The sequence below is a fragment of the Aureimonas sp. AU12 genome, assembly GCF_001463705.1.
In the GTDB taxonomy this organism is placed as follows: domain Bacteria; phylum Pseudomonadota; class Alphaproteobacteria; order Rhizobiales; family Rhizobiaceae; genus Aureimonas.
This window is the reverse complement of the sequence record NZ_BBWH01000034.1, coordinates 17,215-31,206: the sequence shown is the minus strand read 5'-3', so window position 1 is coordinate 31,206 and position 13,992 is coordinate 17,215. Positions and strand designations below refer to the sequence as shown.

Here is a 13,992-nt window from a genome sequence, read left to right as displayed (position 1 = left end):
CGTCAGGTGGCGCGCGCGGCGCCGAGACCCGAGCGCTCGCCGATGGCGCTCTGGAGACCGGCCGGCACGCTGCGCTCGCGGCCGTAATTGCCGACCGTCAGCCCCAGTTCGGGGAAGAGCAGCTCGGCGACGCGGTATGATTCTTCCAGATGCGGGTAGCCGGAGGCGATCACCGTATCGATGCCGAGCGCCTGATACTCGCGGATGCGGGCGGCCACCGTGGCGGGATCGCCGACGAGCGCGGTTCCCGCGCCCTGGCGCACCAGGCCGATGCCGGCCCAGAGATTGGGCGAGACTTCGAGCGCGTCGCGCCGCCCGCCGTGGAGTGCGGCCATGCGCGCCTGGCCGACGCTGTCCGAGTTTTCGCGCAGCGTCTTCTGCGCGCTGGCGATCGTCTCGTCCGAGAGATGCGAGATCAGTCGGTCGGCCTCGGCCCAGGCCTCCCGCTCGGTCTCGCGCACGATGAGATGCAGGCGGATGCCGAAGCGAAGGCGCCGGCCCCGTGCGGCGGCGGCGGCGCGCACCCGGGCGATCTTCTCGGCCACCGCCGCCGGCGGCTCGCCCCAGGTCAGGTACATCTCGACATGATCGGCCGCGACGTCGATCGCCGCATCCGAGGAGCCGCCGAAGTAGAGCGGGGGATGAGGCGTCTGCACCGGCGGGAAGAGGGTGCGCCCGCCCTTGGCATCGAGATGCCGGCCTTCGAAATCGACCTCCTCGCCGGCCATCAGCGCCCGCCAGATCGACAGGAACTCGTCGGCCTGCTCATAGCGCTCGTCATGGGTGAGATGGATACCGTCGCCGGCCAACTCCTTCGGATTGCCGCCGACCACGACGTTGAGGAGCAGCCGCCCGTTCGTCAGCCGGTCGAGCGCGGCGGCCTGGCGGGCATAATGGGCAGGCGTCGCGACGCCCGGCCGGATGGCGACGAGGAACTTCAGCTGCTCGGTGAAGGGCGCGATCGAGGCCGCCGTGATCCACGAGTCCTCGCAGAACTGGCCGGTCGGAAGCAGCACGCCGCGATAGCCGAGCCGGTCCGCCGCCACCGCGATCTCGCGAAGGTAGGCGTTGTCCGGCGCCCGGTTGCCGACGTCGGAGCCGAGATAGCGCCCGTCACCGGCGGTCGGCAGGAACCAGAACAGGTCGAGCGGACGGTCCTGGATGAAGGCGTGGGTGTTCATGGCAAGGCCTCGTTCTGAGAAAGGTGCGAAGGACGCGGCCGGTCAGCTGCCGGGGCGCGACCAGACGACGTCGCTCACCTTGATCGGCTCGGGGATGAGGTTGAGCTTGGAGAAGCGGTCGGCGACGAGCTGCTGCGTCGCGACGATCTCGGGCGTCACCGGGGTCACCGTGAACTCGCCACGCTCGGCCGTCAGCGTCTGCGTCTCGACGGGCACGCCGGTGGCCTCGCTCAGCGCCTCGGCGACCTTGTCCTTGTTGGCGTTGGCCCAGGCGCCGGCTTTGCCCAGCGCGTCGATCGCCTGTGCGACGATCTCGGGATGGGCCTTGGTGAAGGTGCCGTTGGCGAGGAAGAAGGAGTTGGTCTGGCCGAGGATCTCGGGGCCGGCCGCCAGCACCCGCGCGCCGTAGTTCAGCTCGGCCGCGGCATAGAACGGGTCCCAGATGCTCCAGGCGTCGACCGCGCCGGATGAGAAGGCCGCGCCGCCGTCGGCGGGGCTGAGATAGACCGGCTTGATGTCGTCATAGGTCAGCCCCGCCTTTTCGAGCGCGGCGATGGCGACGTTGTGGGCGCTGGAGCCCTTGGTGAAGGCGAGCGAATGGCCCTTGAGGTCGGCGAGCGTCTTGATCTGGCTGTCCTTGGGCACAAGGATCGCCGAATTGTTGCCCTTGGCCGGCAGGGCCGCGACGTAGAGGAGATCGGCGCCGGCGGCCTGCGCGAAGATCGGCGGGGCGTCGCCCGTCGTGCCGAAGTCGATCGAGCCGACGTTCAGCGCCTCGAGCAGCGGCGGGCCGGCCTGGAACTCGATCCAGTTGACCTTGATGCCCTCGTCGGCGAGCGCCGTCTCGATCAGCTGCTGCTGGCGGGCGACCACGAGGACGCCGTTCTTCTGGAAGCCGACGTTGAATTCTTTCAGCGCCTGCGCCTGCGCCCCGCCGCCAAGGGCGAGGACGAGGGAGAGCGCGGCGGCGGAGGTGGCGAGGCGGGTGCGGAACGACATGTCGGAAAACCTCATGGCTTCGCCGGTCCGCCCGATCGGATCGGGACGGCGGCATCGGAAATGGACAGCGGGCGGCGGTGAGCGGAGTGGCTAGTCCGCGCGGGCGGCTGCGAGATCGAGGGCGGCGTAGCGACCCTGCGCATAGAGGAGCGCGGGGCCGGGCGGGCCGACCACGATCGAGCGCACCGCGCCGAAGATCAGCGCATGGCTGTGGCGCTCCACCACATGCTCGACCTCACAGTCGATCGAGGCGAGCGCGCCGACGAGCGCGCCCGCGCCGGTGGCGAGCGTGATCCACTCGGCGCCCTCGTAGCGCGCCGCGCCCTTCACCCCGCCGCGCCCGGCGAAACGGTCGGCGACCGCGATCTGCGAGGCGGCGAGGACGTTGACGCAGAAAAAACCGCCGTCGCGGATCGCCGGCCAGCTCGACGAGGAGCGGTTGATGCTGACGAGCATCGTCTCGGGATCCACCGACAGCGAATGGGCGGAGGTGACGGTGGCGCCGGTGCGGGCATCGCCGAGGCCCGCGGTGATTACCGAGACCGCCCCGGCGAGCTGGCGCATCGCGGCTTTCAGGTCGGCGGGCGCGGCGGGAACGAAGCGGGAGGGATCGTGAAGCATGGCAGTCAACCGGCGTTGAGGGGGTGGCCGAGACCCGCGAGGGCCTCGGTGAAGACGCGATCGCCGACGCGGGCCGAGCGCTCGAAGGAAACCGCCGTGAGCTTTGCGCGAGGGCTCATGACTTCGCCGGCTTCGAGCAGCCTGGGCTCGCGACCGGCGAACTTGTGGAGGAGAAGCGAAAGATCGAACATCGGAAATGGAGCCCTCTCGACGGGTTGCGACCTCAAGTTCGCATCAATCTACAAAATCGCTATCAAATGTGTACACACTAAAACGTGCTGCCGAAGAGCCGTTCGGCGGAACGATGTTCCAAAGATCCGCCGAATGGATGGCTGGACGAGTGGCATCGGGTGGGTTGCCCGCTCGCGGCGTCCTCGCATCAAGCTTCGGGACCAAGACGTCGGGCGGGAATGACGATTGGAACTGCAGGCAGCGATTGCGGCGGAGCGGGTGAGAACCCATGTTCGCGGAACCCGTCCGGGCCCCTCTGGCGAGACCACTGTCTCGCGATGTCGGACACGATCGAAGGCCCGACCATGCAGGAATTCCTTGCCGCGCTCGTCTCGTTCTTTCTCATCCAGCCGCTGCAGGCCGAGATGGCGGAGCGCTTGGGTCCCGTCTCCGGCGCCTCCGTGGCCGCCGTCACCTCGTGCCTCCGTGAGGCCACGCCCGTTCTGGTGGACCGGGCCTCCACGGATCCGTGGGGCCTGGCGACCGACGCGTTCGGCATCTGGACGGGCATGACGGCGCCCGAGACGATCCTCGCCGCCACGACGCCCGGCTGCGCCGCCGCGATCGCGGGACTGCGCGCGAGCGGCGCCGAACCACAAAGCTGACGGGATCACGCGCTGGATCTGGCATGGAATGAGAGGCGAGGACCTCGAAACAAGGCTGGTGCGGTCGAGAAGACTCGAACTTCCACGGGTTGCCCCACAGCGACCTCAACGCTGCGCGTCTACCAATTCCGCCACGACCGCACGCCGTGTTGCCGACCGTTTGGGCCGGCACCGATCCACCGGACCGGCCGGTCGTTTCCGACCGGTGATGGGCCTCTAGCAAACGCTTCCAGTGGACACAAGCGCCGCGGCCGCGCGGCGCCGTCCTAAACGCGAAAGATACGGGAGGACGCGGAGCGCCGTCCCGTGTCCGGGGCCTTATTCCTCGACGGCGGCCTTGCGGCCGAGGCCGATCGCCTTGGCCAGTTCCGAACGCTTGGCGGCATAGTTGGCCGCGACCATCGGATAGTCGCCGGGCAGGCCCCACTTGGCGCGATAGGCTTCAGGCGTCAGGTCGTAATGCGTCATGAGGTGGCGCTTCAGCGACTTGAACTGCTTTCCGTCCTCGAGACAGATGAGATAGTCGGGGGTCACCGACTTCTTGATCGACACGGCAGGAACGAGCGCCTCTTCGGGCACAACCTCCGGCTTGCGCGCATCCATGCCGCTGAGCGAGGCGTAGACGCTGCTGATCAATCCCGCCACCTCCTCGCGGGGAACGTGGTTGTTGCTGACATAGGCCGCGACGATCTCGGCGGTCTGCTCCAGAAGCATGGCGGAAGTGTCGATGTCTGCAGTCATGAAGCCGTCCTTCTCATGTTGAACCGCCGTGTCGCACAAGATTGTGGCGCTGCCAAACCCGAATACGACTTGTCGGCTGCTTATTGCGGGATCGGACCGCGAATGGCAGAAGGAAGCCGACCGGTTGCGCGAGGGATCGGGTGTCGAGCCTTCGCGGCTTCGCGCCCTGGATCCGGAGCGACCCGCACCATCCCGGACGAGATACGCATGAAACGCCCCTCGAAATCCTTCGTCGTCGAACACAAGCGCCGTGCCCGCGCCTCGGGCGGTGAGCCGCCCTCGATCTGGTCGGGCGCCATCGGCTCGGAGATGCGCAGTCTCGTCGGCGCCGCCGAGGAAGAGCACGAGGCCCCGGCGCAGGAGAGCACCCGGCCGGCGAAGCCGGTGTCCCCGCCGCAGGCGCAGGCGGGCGGACGCATCCTCGTGGCGCGCGAGGTCGCCGTCGCGGCGGTGGAGGAGGACACTCGCGAGGACGAGGAGACGGACGAGGACGCACCGGCTCCCGTGCCCAAGCGCGGCGTCGGCCGGCCGCGCCGGTCCGTGGCCAGCGCGGCGCCCCGTCCGACGCCCGCCCTTCCCGAGGCCGACGCGGCGCCGACCCTTGAGCGCGACGCGTCGCCTGCCTCTCCGCACGCCGCGGAGGCCGCCGTTCCGCCGACCGCCGCGTCGGCGCAGCCGGGCGCAGCCCCCCTTCGCTACAGCGAGCGCCGGCGGGCGATGACGAAGGGACTGCCTTTCGGCGAGCGCTGGAAGAGCGGCCTCTAGACCCGCCCACCGGACGCCGAAGCGCTTCGTTTTGCGACCGGCTTCAATCGCGTCAATGCGCTCCGACCGACGCATCCCCGGTGCCGCGCCGCCGCTTGCGCTCGGTGGCGAGCGCGCTCGCGGTCCAGATCGCATCGGCGACGCCGCCGGCCGTGAGGGGCACGGGCGTCGCATGGATGACGCTGGCCGGCAGCATCGCGGCCTCGCCGACCCTGGCCATGTCGGCCGCCGAGACCGCGCCGAGGCCGAGATCGGCCAGCGTCGTCGGAAGGCCGAGATCGATGCAGAAATCGAGCGCCTCGTTCAGTTCCTCCGGCGGCCGGTTCTCCAGGACGAGCAGCCCGATGACGCCGAAGGCGACCTTCTCGCCGTGGAAGAAGTGATGCGTCGGCTCCAGCACCGTCAGCGCGTCGTGGATGCCGTGCGCGGCCGAGACGCCGCAATTCTCGAAGCCGAGGCCCGACAGCAGCGTGTTGGCCTCGATGATCGTCTCCACCGCGGCCGTCAGGCGCCCGGCGCTCGCCGCCGCGAAGGCCGAGCGGCCGTCGCGCATCAAGGTGGCGTGGCAGGCGCGGGCGATCTCGTAGCCGGCGATGGTCGGCCGGTAGCCTTTGCCCTCGCCGACATAGTTGTTCGAATGGGATTCGAGGTTGGAGCGGGCCTCGAAGAAGGTCGAGAGCGCGTCGCCCATGCCGGACGCCAGAAAGCGCACGGGCGCCTGCACGATCAGCGCGCTGTCGACGAGCACCACGTCAGGATTGCGGCCGCCGCGAATGACGCGGTCGTAGACCCCGTCCGGCGAATAGATGACGCCGATGGCGCTGGTGGGCGAATCCGTCGAGGCGATGGTCGGCACTGTGACGATGCGCGCGCCGGTGCGGAAGGCGGTGATCTTGGCGGTATCGAGCGACTTGCCGCCGCCGACGCCCACCACCATCGCGGCCTCGAAGGCCCGCGCCGCCTCGACGCAGCGGCCGATCTCGGCCTCCGAGGACTCGCCGCCGAAGCGCACGAACTCGGACGTGATGCCGGCGGCCTGGAGCGAGGCCGTGATCTGCGGGCGCAGCGTCTCCCAGAAGAAGCCGTCGACGACGACGAGCGCGCGCGCGCCCAGCGACTTTAGCGTCTCGCCGATCTCGTGGATGACGCCGGGGCCCTGCACGTAGCGCTGGGGTCCGCCATAGCCGCGTCGGATCATTTCGGTCTCTCCCATGGAAGTGGATCGAAGGACGGGGATGGCCGCGCTCAGCGCAGCGTCAGGCCGCCGTCCACCGTGTGGATCTCGCCGGTGGTGAAGGAGGAGGCGTCGCTCGCCAGGTAGACGACGGCGCCGGCCAGTTCGTCCACGGTGCCGATGCGGTCCATCACCGCGCCCTTGGCCCAATGGTTGGCGACGACGTCCGGGTGCTCGCGCAGCACCTCCTCGGTCAGCTCCGTCATGATGTAGCCGGGTGCCAGCGCGTTGACGCGGATGCCGTGCTCGGCCCATTCGGTGGCGAGGCACTTGGTGAGCATGTGGACCCCGGCCTTCGAGACGTTGTAGGCGGCGTGGCGGAAGGGCCAGTTGACGATGCGCCCCGACATCGAACCGATATTGATGATCGAGCCGCTTTTCTGCGCGATCATCAGCCGGCCGATCGCCTGGCTGACGAGGAAGACGCCGTCGAGATTGACGCTCATCGTCTGGCGCCAGTGGTCGAGCGAGAACTCTTCGGCCGCGCCCGGCAGGACGATGCCGGCATTGTTGACGAGGATGTCGACCCGGCCCCAGCGCTCTTCCACCGCGCGCGCCATGCGCTCGACGTCGGCGGGCACGGAGACGTCGGCCTGGAGCGCGAAACTGTCGCCGCCGTCGGCGTTCAGCTCCACGGCGAAGCTCTCCGCCAGTTCGATCGAGGAGCGCACGACGATCGCGACGTCGGCGCCCTGCGCGGCCAGCGCCTCGGCGAGCGCCCGGCCGATGCCCCGCGAGCCCCCGGTGACGATGGCCTTGCGGCCGGTGAGATCGAACAGGCGCGTGTAGTCCCGCTTGGCGGACATGGGTTTTTCCCTCCCGAGATGGATGTGTGTGCGAGGGGTTTGAGGCCCCGCGAAGCCCGGCGGACGGCGGCCCTCCCCGGCCGCCCGCCGAGCGGGTGCCGGATCAGGCCGCGACGGTTTCCGGCGTGCGGATCGCGGGCATGGCGAGCTGCGTCTCGCCGAGCTGCGCGAGGATGTGCTCGCCGGTGCGCAGCGCCTGCGCCACGATCGTCAGCGACGGGTTGAACCCGGTGGACGAGGGCAGGAACGAGGCGTCGACGACGTAGAGATTGTCGACGTCCCAGACCTTGCAGTTGGTGTCGAGGACGGAGGTCGCGGGGTCGGTGCCGAAGCGCGCGGTGCCGCACTGATGCATCGACACCTTGATGTCCATCTTCTGGGTGATGATGATGGGATAGCCGAGCGAACGCATCTGCCGGCTCCAGACCTTCACCAGTTCGCCATGCGCCTTGAGGTTGTTGGCGGTGTAGCTCAAGCGGATCTTGCCGTCGGGATCGACGGTGACGCGGTTCTCCGGGTCCGGCAGGTCCTCCGACATCAGCCACCAGTCGACCGAGCGCTCGGCGAAGAGGCCCATCAGGCTTTCCGGCGCCCATTTGGCGCTCGCCGTCAGCATGCCCGCCTGCAGCTTGCCGAGCCCCTGGATGTTGCCGAGCGGATAGGGCCGCTCCGCATTGGCGAGATAGTAGTCGTTGATCGCCATCGACTTCTGGAACACGACGCGGTTCTTCCTGAACGGCGAGACCGCCATCATCGCCGTGTTGTTGTGGGCCATGTAGTTGCGGCCGAGCTGGTCGGACGTGTTGTTGCCGAGGCCCCGCGGGTGCTTGTCGTTGGCCGAGCGCAGGAGCAGCGCCGAGGAGTTGATGGCGCCGGCCGACGAGACGACGATCTTGGCCGCGATCGTGCGGACCTCGCCGCCGTGCTCGATCTCGACGCCGACCGCCTGCCGGCCCGAGGGATCGGTCAGGATACGGCGCACGTAGGTCTCGGTGATGAGGGTGACGCCGCCCTTGGCGAGCGCGGGGTTGATGAGGCGCACCTCGGCGTCGCCCTTGGCGCCGATCTTGCAGGCGAACCCGTCGCAGGTGGCGCAGCGCGCGCAGGCGCCCCCGTCGTGGTAATCGATGGCGATCGGCAGCGGAAACGGATGCAGGCCCTTGGCGCGCAGCTTGCGCTCGAACACCGCGATCTCCGGCTCGTGTCCGATCGCGGGATAGGGCATCGGCCCCGAGCGCGGCGGCTCGATCGGGTCGATGCCGGCCTCGCCATGCGTGCCCATCAGCCGTTCGGCGCGGGCATAGTAGGGCTCGAAGTCGGCGTAGCGCACCGGCCAAGCCGGGGCGACCCCGTCCTCGTGCTGCAGATCCTCGAAATCCTCCTGCCGAAAGCGCACGGTGGCGGCGCCGAAGAACTTCGAGTTGCCGCCGACATAATAGTAGGTGCCGGGGCTGAACAGCTCGCCGTTCTTGTCGCGCCACTGCTCCTTGGCGGCATACTTGCGCTTGTGGAAGACCGCGTCGACGCTCCAGTTGTCCGGCTCGCGCGGCAGCCGGGCGCCGCGCTCGATCATCAGGATCTCGCGGCCCGGCGCGGCCAGTGTGTTGGCCAGCGCGCCGCCGCCGACGCCCGCGCCGATGATGACGATGTCGTAGCTCGTCTTGATGTCGCTCATGCTCATTCTCCTCCCGTCGCGCCCGGAGCCCTTGCCGTGAACTCGTGTTCACCGGACGGGCTCGCGCTTCCTGTTTCGGCGCATTGTCCGGGCGTGAAAGCCGACTTGGGCTATCGCTGGACATGCGCTGGCGGCCTCCCGCCGCCGACCGGCCCGCAGGTTGTCGGTTACATCACGGCCCCGACCTGCCAGGGCACGAACTCGTTGTCCCCGTAGTCGTGGATTTCGCTCAACGTCTTCTCGCCCGAGGCTGCCGCCAGGATCGCGGCGAAGATGCGCTCGCCGACCTCGGCAATCGTCTCCGTGCCCGTGACGATCGGCCCGCAGTCGATGTCCATGTCGTCCCGCATGCGCTCGAACATGGGCGTGTTGGTGGCGAGCTTCAGCGACGGCGCGGGCTTGAAGCCCGAGACCGAGCCCCGGCCCGTCGTGAAGCAGATCACGGTGCAGCCGCCGGCCACCTGTCCGGTCACGGCCACCGGATCGTAGCCCGGCGTGTCCATGAAGACGAAGCCCTTGGCGTCGATCGGCTCGGCATATTCGTAGACGGCGTTGAGGCGCGAGGCACCGCCCTTGGCCACCGCCCCCAGCGACTTCTCGAGGATGGTGGTGAGACCGCCGGCCTTGTTGCCGTGCGAGGGGTTGTTGTTCAGCTCGGCTTTGCCGCGTGCGGCATAGTCGCGCCACCACTCGATGCGCTCCAGGAGCTTCCGCGCCACCGCCGGGCTTGCCGCGCGGCGCGTCAACAGGTGTTCGGCGCCGTAGATCTCGGGCGTCTCGGCCAGCACCGCCGTGCCGCCGTGGCGCACCAGAAGGTCGGACGCGTAGCCGAGCGCAGGGTTGGCGGAGATGCCGGAATAGCCGTCGGAGCCGCCGCATTCGAGCGCCAGCGTCAGGTGCGCGGCCGATTGCGGCGTGCGCCGTGCCGCGTTCATCGCCGGCAGCATCGCCTCCACCGCCTCGATGCCGGCTGCGATCGTGGCGCGCGTGCCGCCCTCGGTCTGGATCACCAGCGTGCGCAGCGCCTCGCCCTCGCTCAGGCCGTGGCGCTTGAGGAGCAGCGGGATCTGGTTGGTCTCGCAGCCGAGCCCGATCATCAGCACCGCCCCGACATTGGGATGCGTCGCATAGCCGGCGAGGACGCGGGTGAGATAGCGGTAGCCCTCCTCCTGCGTATTGAGCGCGCAGCCGCCGCCATGGGTCAGGGCGATCACGCCGTCGACCTGGGGGAAGGCATCGAGCCGCCCCGGCACGGCGAAATGGGCGGCGACGGCCTTGGCCACCGTCGCCGAGCAGTTCACCGAAGAGACGATCGCCAGATAGTTGCGGGTGCCGACGCGCCCGTCGGGCCGGGCATAGCCCATGAAGGTGGCGCGCTCGGCCTCGGGCACGAAGGCCGGCTCTTCCGCCCCGGCGCAGAACTCGTGGACGAGATCGACGTCGGCCATGGCCAGATTGTGGGTGTGGACATGGGCGCCCGCCGCGATGTCGGCGGAGGCGAAGCCGATCACCTGCCCGTATTTCAGCACCGGCGCGCCGGCCGGGATCGCTGTGAGCGCCAGCTTGTGGCCCTGCGTGATGCGCTCCAGCACCGCGATGCCGCCGGTCACGGGGATGGCCGCAGGATCGATCGTGATGCGCGCGATCGCGACGTTGTCGTCCGCATGCAGCCGGATCAGCGGCGCGACCGCGGCCGCCGGCCCCGTGGGAGCAGCGGGCGTCAGGGGCTTGTCGAGCATCCCATGTCCTTTCGGGTGAAGGTGGCGCCGTCCTCGTACATCGCGCTCATCACCGCGAAGGAGCCGTCGAGATGGATCTTCATCGCCAGTTCCGCCTGGTCGGCGTTGCGGCGCTCCAGCGCGCGCACGATCGCCGCATGCTGCTCGGTCACCTCGGCCAGATGCCCCGGCACGGGGGCGCTGAGCTGGCGCATGCGGTCGAGATGGACCTTGGCGAGGGTGATGAACTTCCAGATGCGCGGGTAGCGGCTGATCTCGGCGATGGCCGAATGGAAGGCGTCGTCGACCTCGATATAATCCTCCAGCGTGTCGCGCTCGAGGATGGCGCGCATGTCGGAGATCAGCCCGTCGAGCCGCGCCACGTCGCGGTCGGTGACGATCTCGGCGGCGCGCCGGATGCTCACGATCTCCAGGGCGCGCCGGATCACGAACCCCTCTTCGGCCACCGGGTAGGAGATCTTGCCGACATAGGTGCCCGAATGGGGAAACACGTCGACGAGATCCTCCTCGGCCAGACGCTTCAGCGCTTCGCGCACCGGGGTCCGCGACACCCCGTATTGCAGGCACAACTCCTTTTCCGAGATCGCGGCGCCCGGCGCCATGCGCAGGCGCACGATGGCCTGGCGCAACAACCCATATATCTGCTCAGCCTTCTGCGCCGGCTTTTCCAGCGGCTCGCTCGCAAGGCTTTTGGCGGTCGGTCCAGTCAAAGCAAGGCTTTCGCTCGGAAGTTAGAAGGAGTTGACATCACCCCGTCGCTCTGCGCTGAATAACTCATATATCGGTTGACGGCGCAAGTCGGAATTCGGTAATCCAGTGTCGCACCGGCGGAGAGGCCGGTTCGAATTCTGCGAAACAGTCGCACCGGCCAGGAGGCCGGTTCTCCGGCGGGAGGCGGGCTTTGGGAGAGGCCCCATAGTCGGAGACCGGGAGGACGTTCAATTTTCAGACGCGGCCGATGGCGGGAGTGCCCGCCGGACCGCCACTGTCGGACCCGATGGATCGTCCCGCCCGCCGGACCGGCGCGGCGACGGCCGGCGCGCGTCCGACCCCATGCCCCTTGGTGCCGAGGCTTCGATCAGTGCCTCGACATCCTTCAGCGAAAGCGTGCCCGCAAATGGCTCTCATCACCTACCTCACCCGCATCGAGTTCGACGAAGGCGCCATCGCGCGGCTGCCCGCGATCCTCGAGGGTCTCGGCGTCGCCCGGCCCCTCGTCGTCACCGATCGCGGGCTGGTGGCGACGGGCCTCGTCGATCGCGTCTGCGGGCTTCTGGCCACGGCGCCCACCGTCTTCGACGGCACGCCCGCCAACCCCACCGAAGATGCGGTGCTGGCGGCGTTCGAGCTCTACCGCTCCGCTGGCTGCGACGGCATCGTCGGGCTCGGCGGTGGCTCCTCGATCGATCTCGCCAAGGCCGTGCGCCTTCTCTCCGGCCACGAAGGCCCGCTGGCGCAGTACACCGCGGTCGAGGGGGGCGCGGCCAAGATCCACGGCCGCATCTGCCCGCTCATCGCGGTGCCGACGACCTCGGGCACCGGCTCGGAGGTCGGGCGCGCCGCCGTGATCATCACCAGCGAGGGCCGCAAGCTCGGCATCGTCTCGCCGCACATGCTGCCCTCGGTGGCGATCTGCGACCCCGAGCTGACCTACGGGCTGCCGCCCTTCCTGACGGCGGCGACCGGCATGGACGCCCTCTCCCACTGCCTCGAGACCTACATGGCCCCGGCGATCAACCCGCCCGCCGACGCCATCGCCATCGACGGCCTGAAGCGCGGCATCGCCGCGATCCGCACGGCGGTGTCGAACGGCGCCGACCGGCAGGCACGCTGGGAAATGATGATGTGCGCGCTCGAGGGCGCGATGGCGTTCCAGAAGGGTCTGGGCGCGGTCCACGCGCTGACCCATCCGCTCGGCGCGGTGCGCGAGCTGAACCTGCACCACGGCACGCTCAACGCCGTGCTCATGCCCGCCGTCCTGCGCTTCAACCGCGATTCCATCGGCGCCAAGTGGGACGTGCTGGCCGAGATCCTCGGCGGCGAACCCGACACCGTGATCGCCGCCCTGTCGGCCGAGATCGGCCTGCCGTCCGGGCTCGACGCCATGGGCGTGACGCCGGCGATGATGGAGGTCGTCGCCGACGGCGCGCTGAAGGACCATTGCCACGCCACCAATCCGCGGATCGCCACGCGCGACGAATACCTGGAGCTGATGCGCCAGTCGCGCTGAGCCCGCCCGCTTCGCATGCCCGGCTGGGAGGCCGGTTCCACCGACGACACCAAAGGGGAGGACATCACATGACCCAGTTCGACGAGACCGGCACCACCGGGACGGATCCGATCGAGACGGCCCGCCTGAAGCTCAGCCGCCGCGGCTTTCTCGGCGGCGCTGCCGCGATGACGGTGGCCGCCGCGCTCGCGCGGCCGAACTTCGCCTTCGCGCAGGACGCCCAGTTCTGCGCCTCGCTCGGCTGGACCGTCTGGGAGTCGGGCCGCCACATCGTCAGCGGCTACGAGGACGCGATCAAGCGCCTCGGCGGCACGCTGACCATCGCCGACGCCAATTACGACGTGAAGAAGCAGGCCGACCAGATCGCCGCCTTCGTCGCCTCCAAGCCCGCCGCGATCTTCATCACCCCGGCGGACGCGGCCGCCATCGCCCCGGCGGTGCAGGCGGCGGTCGCCTCCGGCGTGCCGATCTTCTGCGGCGACAGCTACGTGCCGAACACGACGGTGACCTCCACCGCCATGTCCAACAATTTCGGCCTCGGCGCATCGGGCGCGCAGTACATCGCCGATCGCCTGAAGGGCAAGGGCAAGGTCGCCCTCGTCTCGCTGCCCTCGAACGAATCGTGGGACCAGCGCACGCTCGGCGCCAAGTCGGTCTTCATCCGCTATCCCGACATCCAGGTCGTCTCCGAGATCGCCTTCGCGCTCGGCGGCACCACGACGCCGCGCCAGGTCGTCGACAACATCCTCACCGCCAATGCCGAGCTCGACGCGATCTGGTGCGCTTGGGACGGCGCGGCCTCGGAGGGCACGCTCGCCATCAAGGCGGCGGGTCGCGAGACCTTCATCACCGGCATCGACGGCGGCCAGCAGTCGTTCGAATACATCAAGGCCGGCTCGCCCTTCGCCATGACGATGGCACAGAGCTTCTACGAGATGGCCTACATGAACGCCTTCTACGCCCACGAGGTCATCGCCGGGCGTCTGGCGCCGCGCTTCGTCATCACCCCCTCCTACGAGGTGACGCAGGAGAGCCTCGCCAACATCGAGATCCCCGACACCTACGACCAGCCCGGCGAGGCCGCCAAGCTCGGCTGGAAGCGCGCGCTCTGATCGATCCCGGCGCGGCGCTCGCCGCCGCGCTCCGACCGGCATGAGGCGGCGCT

General features: G+C 69.2%; 14 protein-coding genes and 1 tRNA gene. 4 read left to right on the top strand and 11 right to left on the bottom strand.

Annotation, left to right across the window (positions count from 1 at the left end; genetic code table 11):
- Nucleotides 1-2 precede the first annotated feature (2 nt).
- The 4 genes from ssuD to AUL33_RS14375 form a co-directional block, all read right to left on the bottom strand.
- Nucleotides 3-1,181, bottom strand: a complete 1,179-nt coding sequence (ssuD, locus tag AUL33_RS14390) for an FMNH2-dependent alkanesulfonate monooxygenase (protein ID WP_062209435.1) — start codon at nt 1,179-1,181, stop codon at nt 3-5.
- Between the two features lie 42 nt (nt 1,182-1,223).
- Nucleotides 1,224-2,195, bottom strand: a complete 972-nt coding sequence (locus tag AUL33_RS14385; RefSeq protein ID WP_062209432.1) for a sulfonate ABC transporter substrate-binding protein — start codon at nt 2,193-2,195, stop codon at nt 1,224-1,226.
- A gap of 75 nt (nt 2,196-2,270) precedes the next feature.
- Nucleotides 2,271-2,801 carry a flavin reductase family protein gene (locus tag AUL33_RS14380; protein ID WP_062209429.1) on the bottom strand — a complete coding sequence of 177 codons (531 nt, stop codon included), beginning with the start codon at nt 2,799-2,801 and terminating at the stop codon, nt 2,271-2,273.
- A 5-nt stretch (nt 2,802-2,806) separates the two neighbouring features.
- A complete protein-coding gene (locus AUL33_RS14375; protein ID WP_062209426.1) occupies nt 2,807-2,992 on the bottom strand; it encodes a hypothetical protein in 186 nt (61 codons plus the stop codon).
- Between the two features lie 318 nt (nt 2,993-3,310).
- On the opposite strand from AUL33_RS14375, the gene AUL33_RS14370 reads away from it, so the two are divergent.
- Nucleotides 3,311-3,637 (top strand): hypothetical protein, encoded by a 327-nt coding sequence (locus AUL33_RS14370; protein ID WP_062209423.1) that lies wholly within the window; start codon nt 3,311-3,313, stop codon nt 3,635-3,637.
- Nucleotides 3,638-3,693: 56 nt separating this feature from the next.
- Here the strand turns inward: AUL33_RS14370 and AUL33_RS14365 are convergent.
- Both AUL33_RS14365 and AUL33_RS14360 read right to left on the bottom strand, forming a co-directional pair.
- Nucleotides 3,694-3,778, bottom strand: a tRNA-Leu gene (locus tag AUL33_RS14365).
- A 177-nt stretch (nt 3,779-3,955) separates the two neighbouring features.
- Nucleotides 3,956-4,378: a MucR family transcriptional regulator gene (locus tag AUL33_RS14360; protein WP_062209420.1), complete on the bottom strand. Its 423-nt coding sequence runs from the start codon at nt 4,376-4,378 to the stop codon at nt 3,956-3,958.
- Nucleotides 4,379-4,585: 207 nt separating this feature from the next.
- Here AUL33_RS14360 and AUL33_RS14355 point away from each other — a divergent pair, with 207 nt between their 5' ends.
- Nucleotides 4,586-5,143: a hypothetical protein gene (locus AUL33_RS14355; RefSeq protein ID WP_062209417.1), complete on the top strand. Its 558-nt coding sequence runs from the start codon at nt 4,586-4,588 to the stop codon at nt 5,141-5,143.
- A gap of 52 nt (nt 5,144-5,195) precedes the next feature.
- On the opposite strand, the gene AUL33_RS14350 is transcribed toward AUL33_RS14355, so the two are convergent.
- The 5 genes from AUL33_RS14350 to AUL33_RS14330 all read right to left on the bottom strand — a co-directional run bounded on the left by AUL33_RS14350 (nt 5,196) and on the right by AUL33_RS14330 (nt 11,307).
- The gene (locus tag AUL33_RS14350) at nt 5,196-6,341 is read right to left on the bottom strand and encodes a glycerol dehydrogenase (protein WP_156419426.1); all 1,146 of its coding nucleotides are present in this window, start codon (nt 6,339-6,341) and stop codon (nt 5,196-5,198) included.
- Between the two features lie 47 nt (nt 6,342-6,388).
- Nucleotides 6,389-7,183 carry an SDR family NAD(P)-dependent oxidoreductase gene (locus AUL33_RS14345; protein ID WP_062209414.1) on the bottom strand — a complete coding sequence of 265 codons (795 nt, stop codon included), beginning with the start codon at nt 7,181-7,183 and terminating at the stop codon, nt 6,389-6,391.
- 103 nt (nt 7,184-7,286) lie between these two features.
- On the bottom strand, nt 7,287-8,858 hold the full coding sequence (locus AUL33_RS14340) for a GMC family oxidoreductase (RefSeq protein WP_082652604.1): 1,572 nt from the start codon (nt 8,856-8,858) through the stop codon (nt 7,287-7,289).
- A 167-nt stretch (nt 8,859-9,025) separates the two neighbouring features.
- Nucleotides 9,026-10,597, bottom strand: a complete 1,572-nt coding sequence (locus AUL33_RS14335; RefSeq protein ID WP_062209409.1) for a UxaA family hydrolase — start codon at nt 10,595-10,597, stop codon at nt 9,026-9,028.
- Nucleotides 10,579-11,307, bottom strand: coding sequence for a GntR family transcriptional regulator (locus AUL33_RS14330; RefSeq protein ID WP_062209406.1), 729 nt, complete (start codon nt 11,305-11,307; stop codon nt 10,579-10,581). Before AUL33_RS14330 ends, AUL33_RS14335 begins: the two co-directional genes overlap by 19 nt.
- A gap of 407 nt (nt 11,308-11,714) precedes the next feature.
- Here AUL33_RS14330 and AUL33_RS14325 point away from each other — a divergent pair, with 407 nt between their 5' ends.
- Both AUL33_RS14325 and AUL33_RS14320 read left to right on the top strand, forming a co-directional pair.
- A complete protein-coding gene (locus AUL33_RS14325; protein WP_062209403.1) occupies nt 11,715-12,827 on the top strand; it encodes an iron-containing alcohol dehydrogenase in 1,113 nt (370 codons plus the stop codon).
- 68 nt (nt 12,828-12,895) lie between these two features.
- The gene (locus AUL33_RS14320; protein ID WP_062209400.1) at nt 12,896-13,939 is read left to right on the top strand and encodes a sugar ABC transporter substrate-binding protein; all 1,044 of its coding nucleotides are present in this window, start codon (nt 12,896-12,898) and stop codon (nt 13,937-13,939) included.
- The last annotated feature ends 53 nt before the right edge of the window (nt 13,940-13,992 follow it).

Coding starts and splice junctions, on each gene's coding strand:
- AUL33_RS14375 (WP_062209426.1), bottom strand. CDS start 2,992: ATGTTCGATCTTTCGCTTCTCCTCCACAAGTTCGCCGGTCGCGAGCCC.
- ssuD (WP_062209435.1), bottom strand. CDS start 1,181: ATGAACACCCACGCCTTCATCCAGGACCGTCCGCTCGACCTGTTCTGG.
- AUL33_RS14380 (WP_062209429.1), bottom strand. CDS start 2,801: ATGCTTCACGATCCCTCCCGCTTCGTTCCCGCCGCGCCCGCCGACCTG.
- AUL33_RS14355 (WP_062209417.1), top strand. CDS start 4,586: ATGAAACGCCCCTCGAAATCCTTCGTCGTCGAACACAAGCGCCGTGCC.
- AUL33_RS14350 (WP_156419426.1), bottom strand. CDS start 6,341: ATGATCCGACGCGGCTATGGCGGACCCCAGCGCTACGTGCAGGGCCCC.
- AUL33_RS14340 (WP_082652604.1), bottom strand. CDS start 8,858: ATGAGCGACATCAAGACGAGCTACGACATCGTCATCATCGGCGCGGGC.
- AUL33_RS14360 (WP_062209420.1), bottom strand. CDS start 4,378: ATGACTGCAGACATCGACACTTCCGCCATGCTTCTGGAGCAGACCGCC.
- AUL33_RS14385 (WP_062209432.1), bottom strand. CDS start 2,195: ATGAGGTTTTCCGACATGTCGTTCCGCACCCGCCTCGCCACCTCCGCC.
- AUL33_RS14335 (WP_062209409.1), bottom strand. CDS start 10,597: ATGCTCGACAAGCCCCTGACGCCCGCTGCTCCCACGGGGCCGGCGGCC.
- AUL33_RS14325 (WP_062209403.1), top strand. CDS start 11,715: ATGGCTCTCATCACCTACCTCACCCGCATCGAGTTCGACGAAGGCGCC.
- AUL33_RS14320 (WP_062209400.1), top strand. CDS start 12,896: ATGACCCAGTTCGACGAGACCGGCACCACCGGGACGGATCCGATCGAG.
- AUL33_RS14370 (WP_062209423.1), top strand. CDS start 3,311: ATGTCGGACACGATCGAAGGCCCGACCATGCAGGAATTCCTTGCCGCG.
- AUL33_RS14345 (WP_062209414.1), bottom strand. CDS start 7,183: ATGTCCGCCAAGCGGGACTACACGCGCCTGTTCGATCTCACCGGCCGC.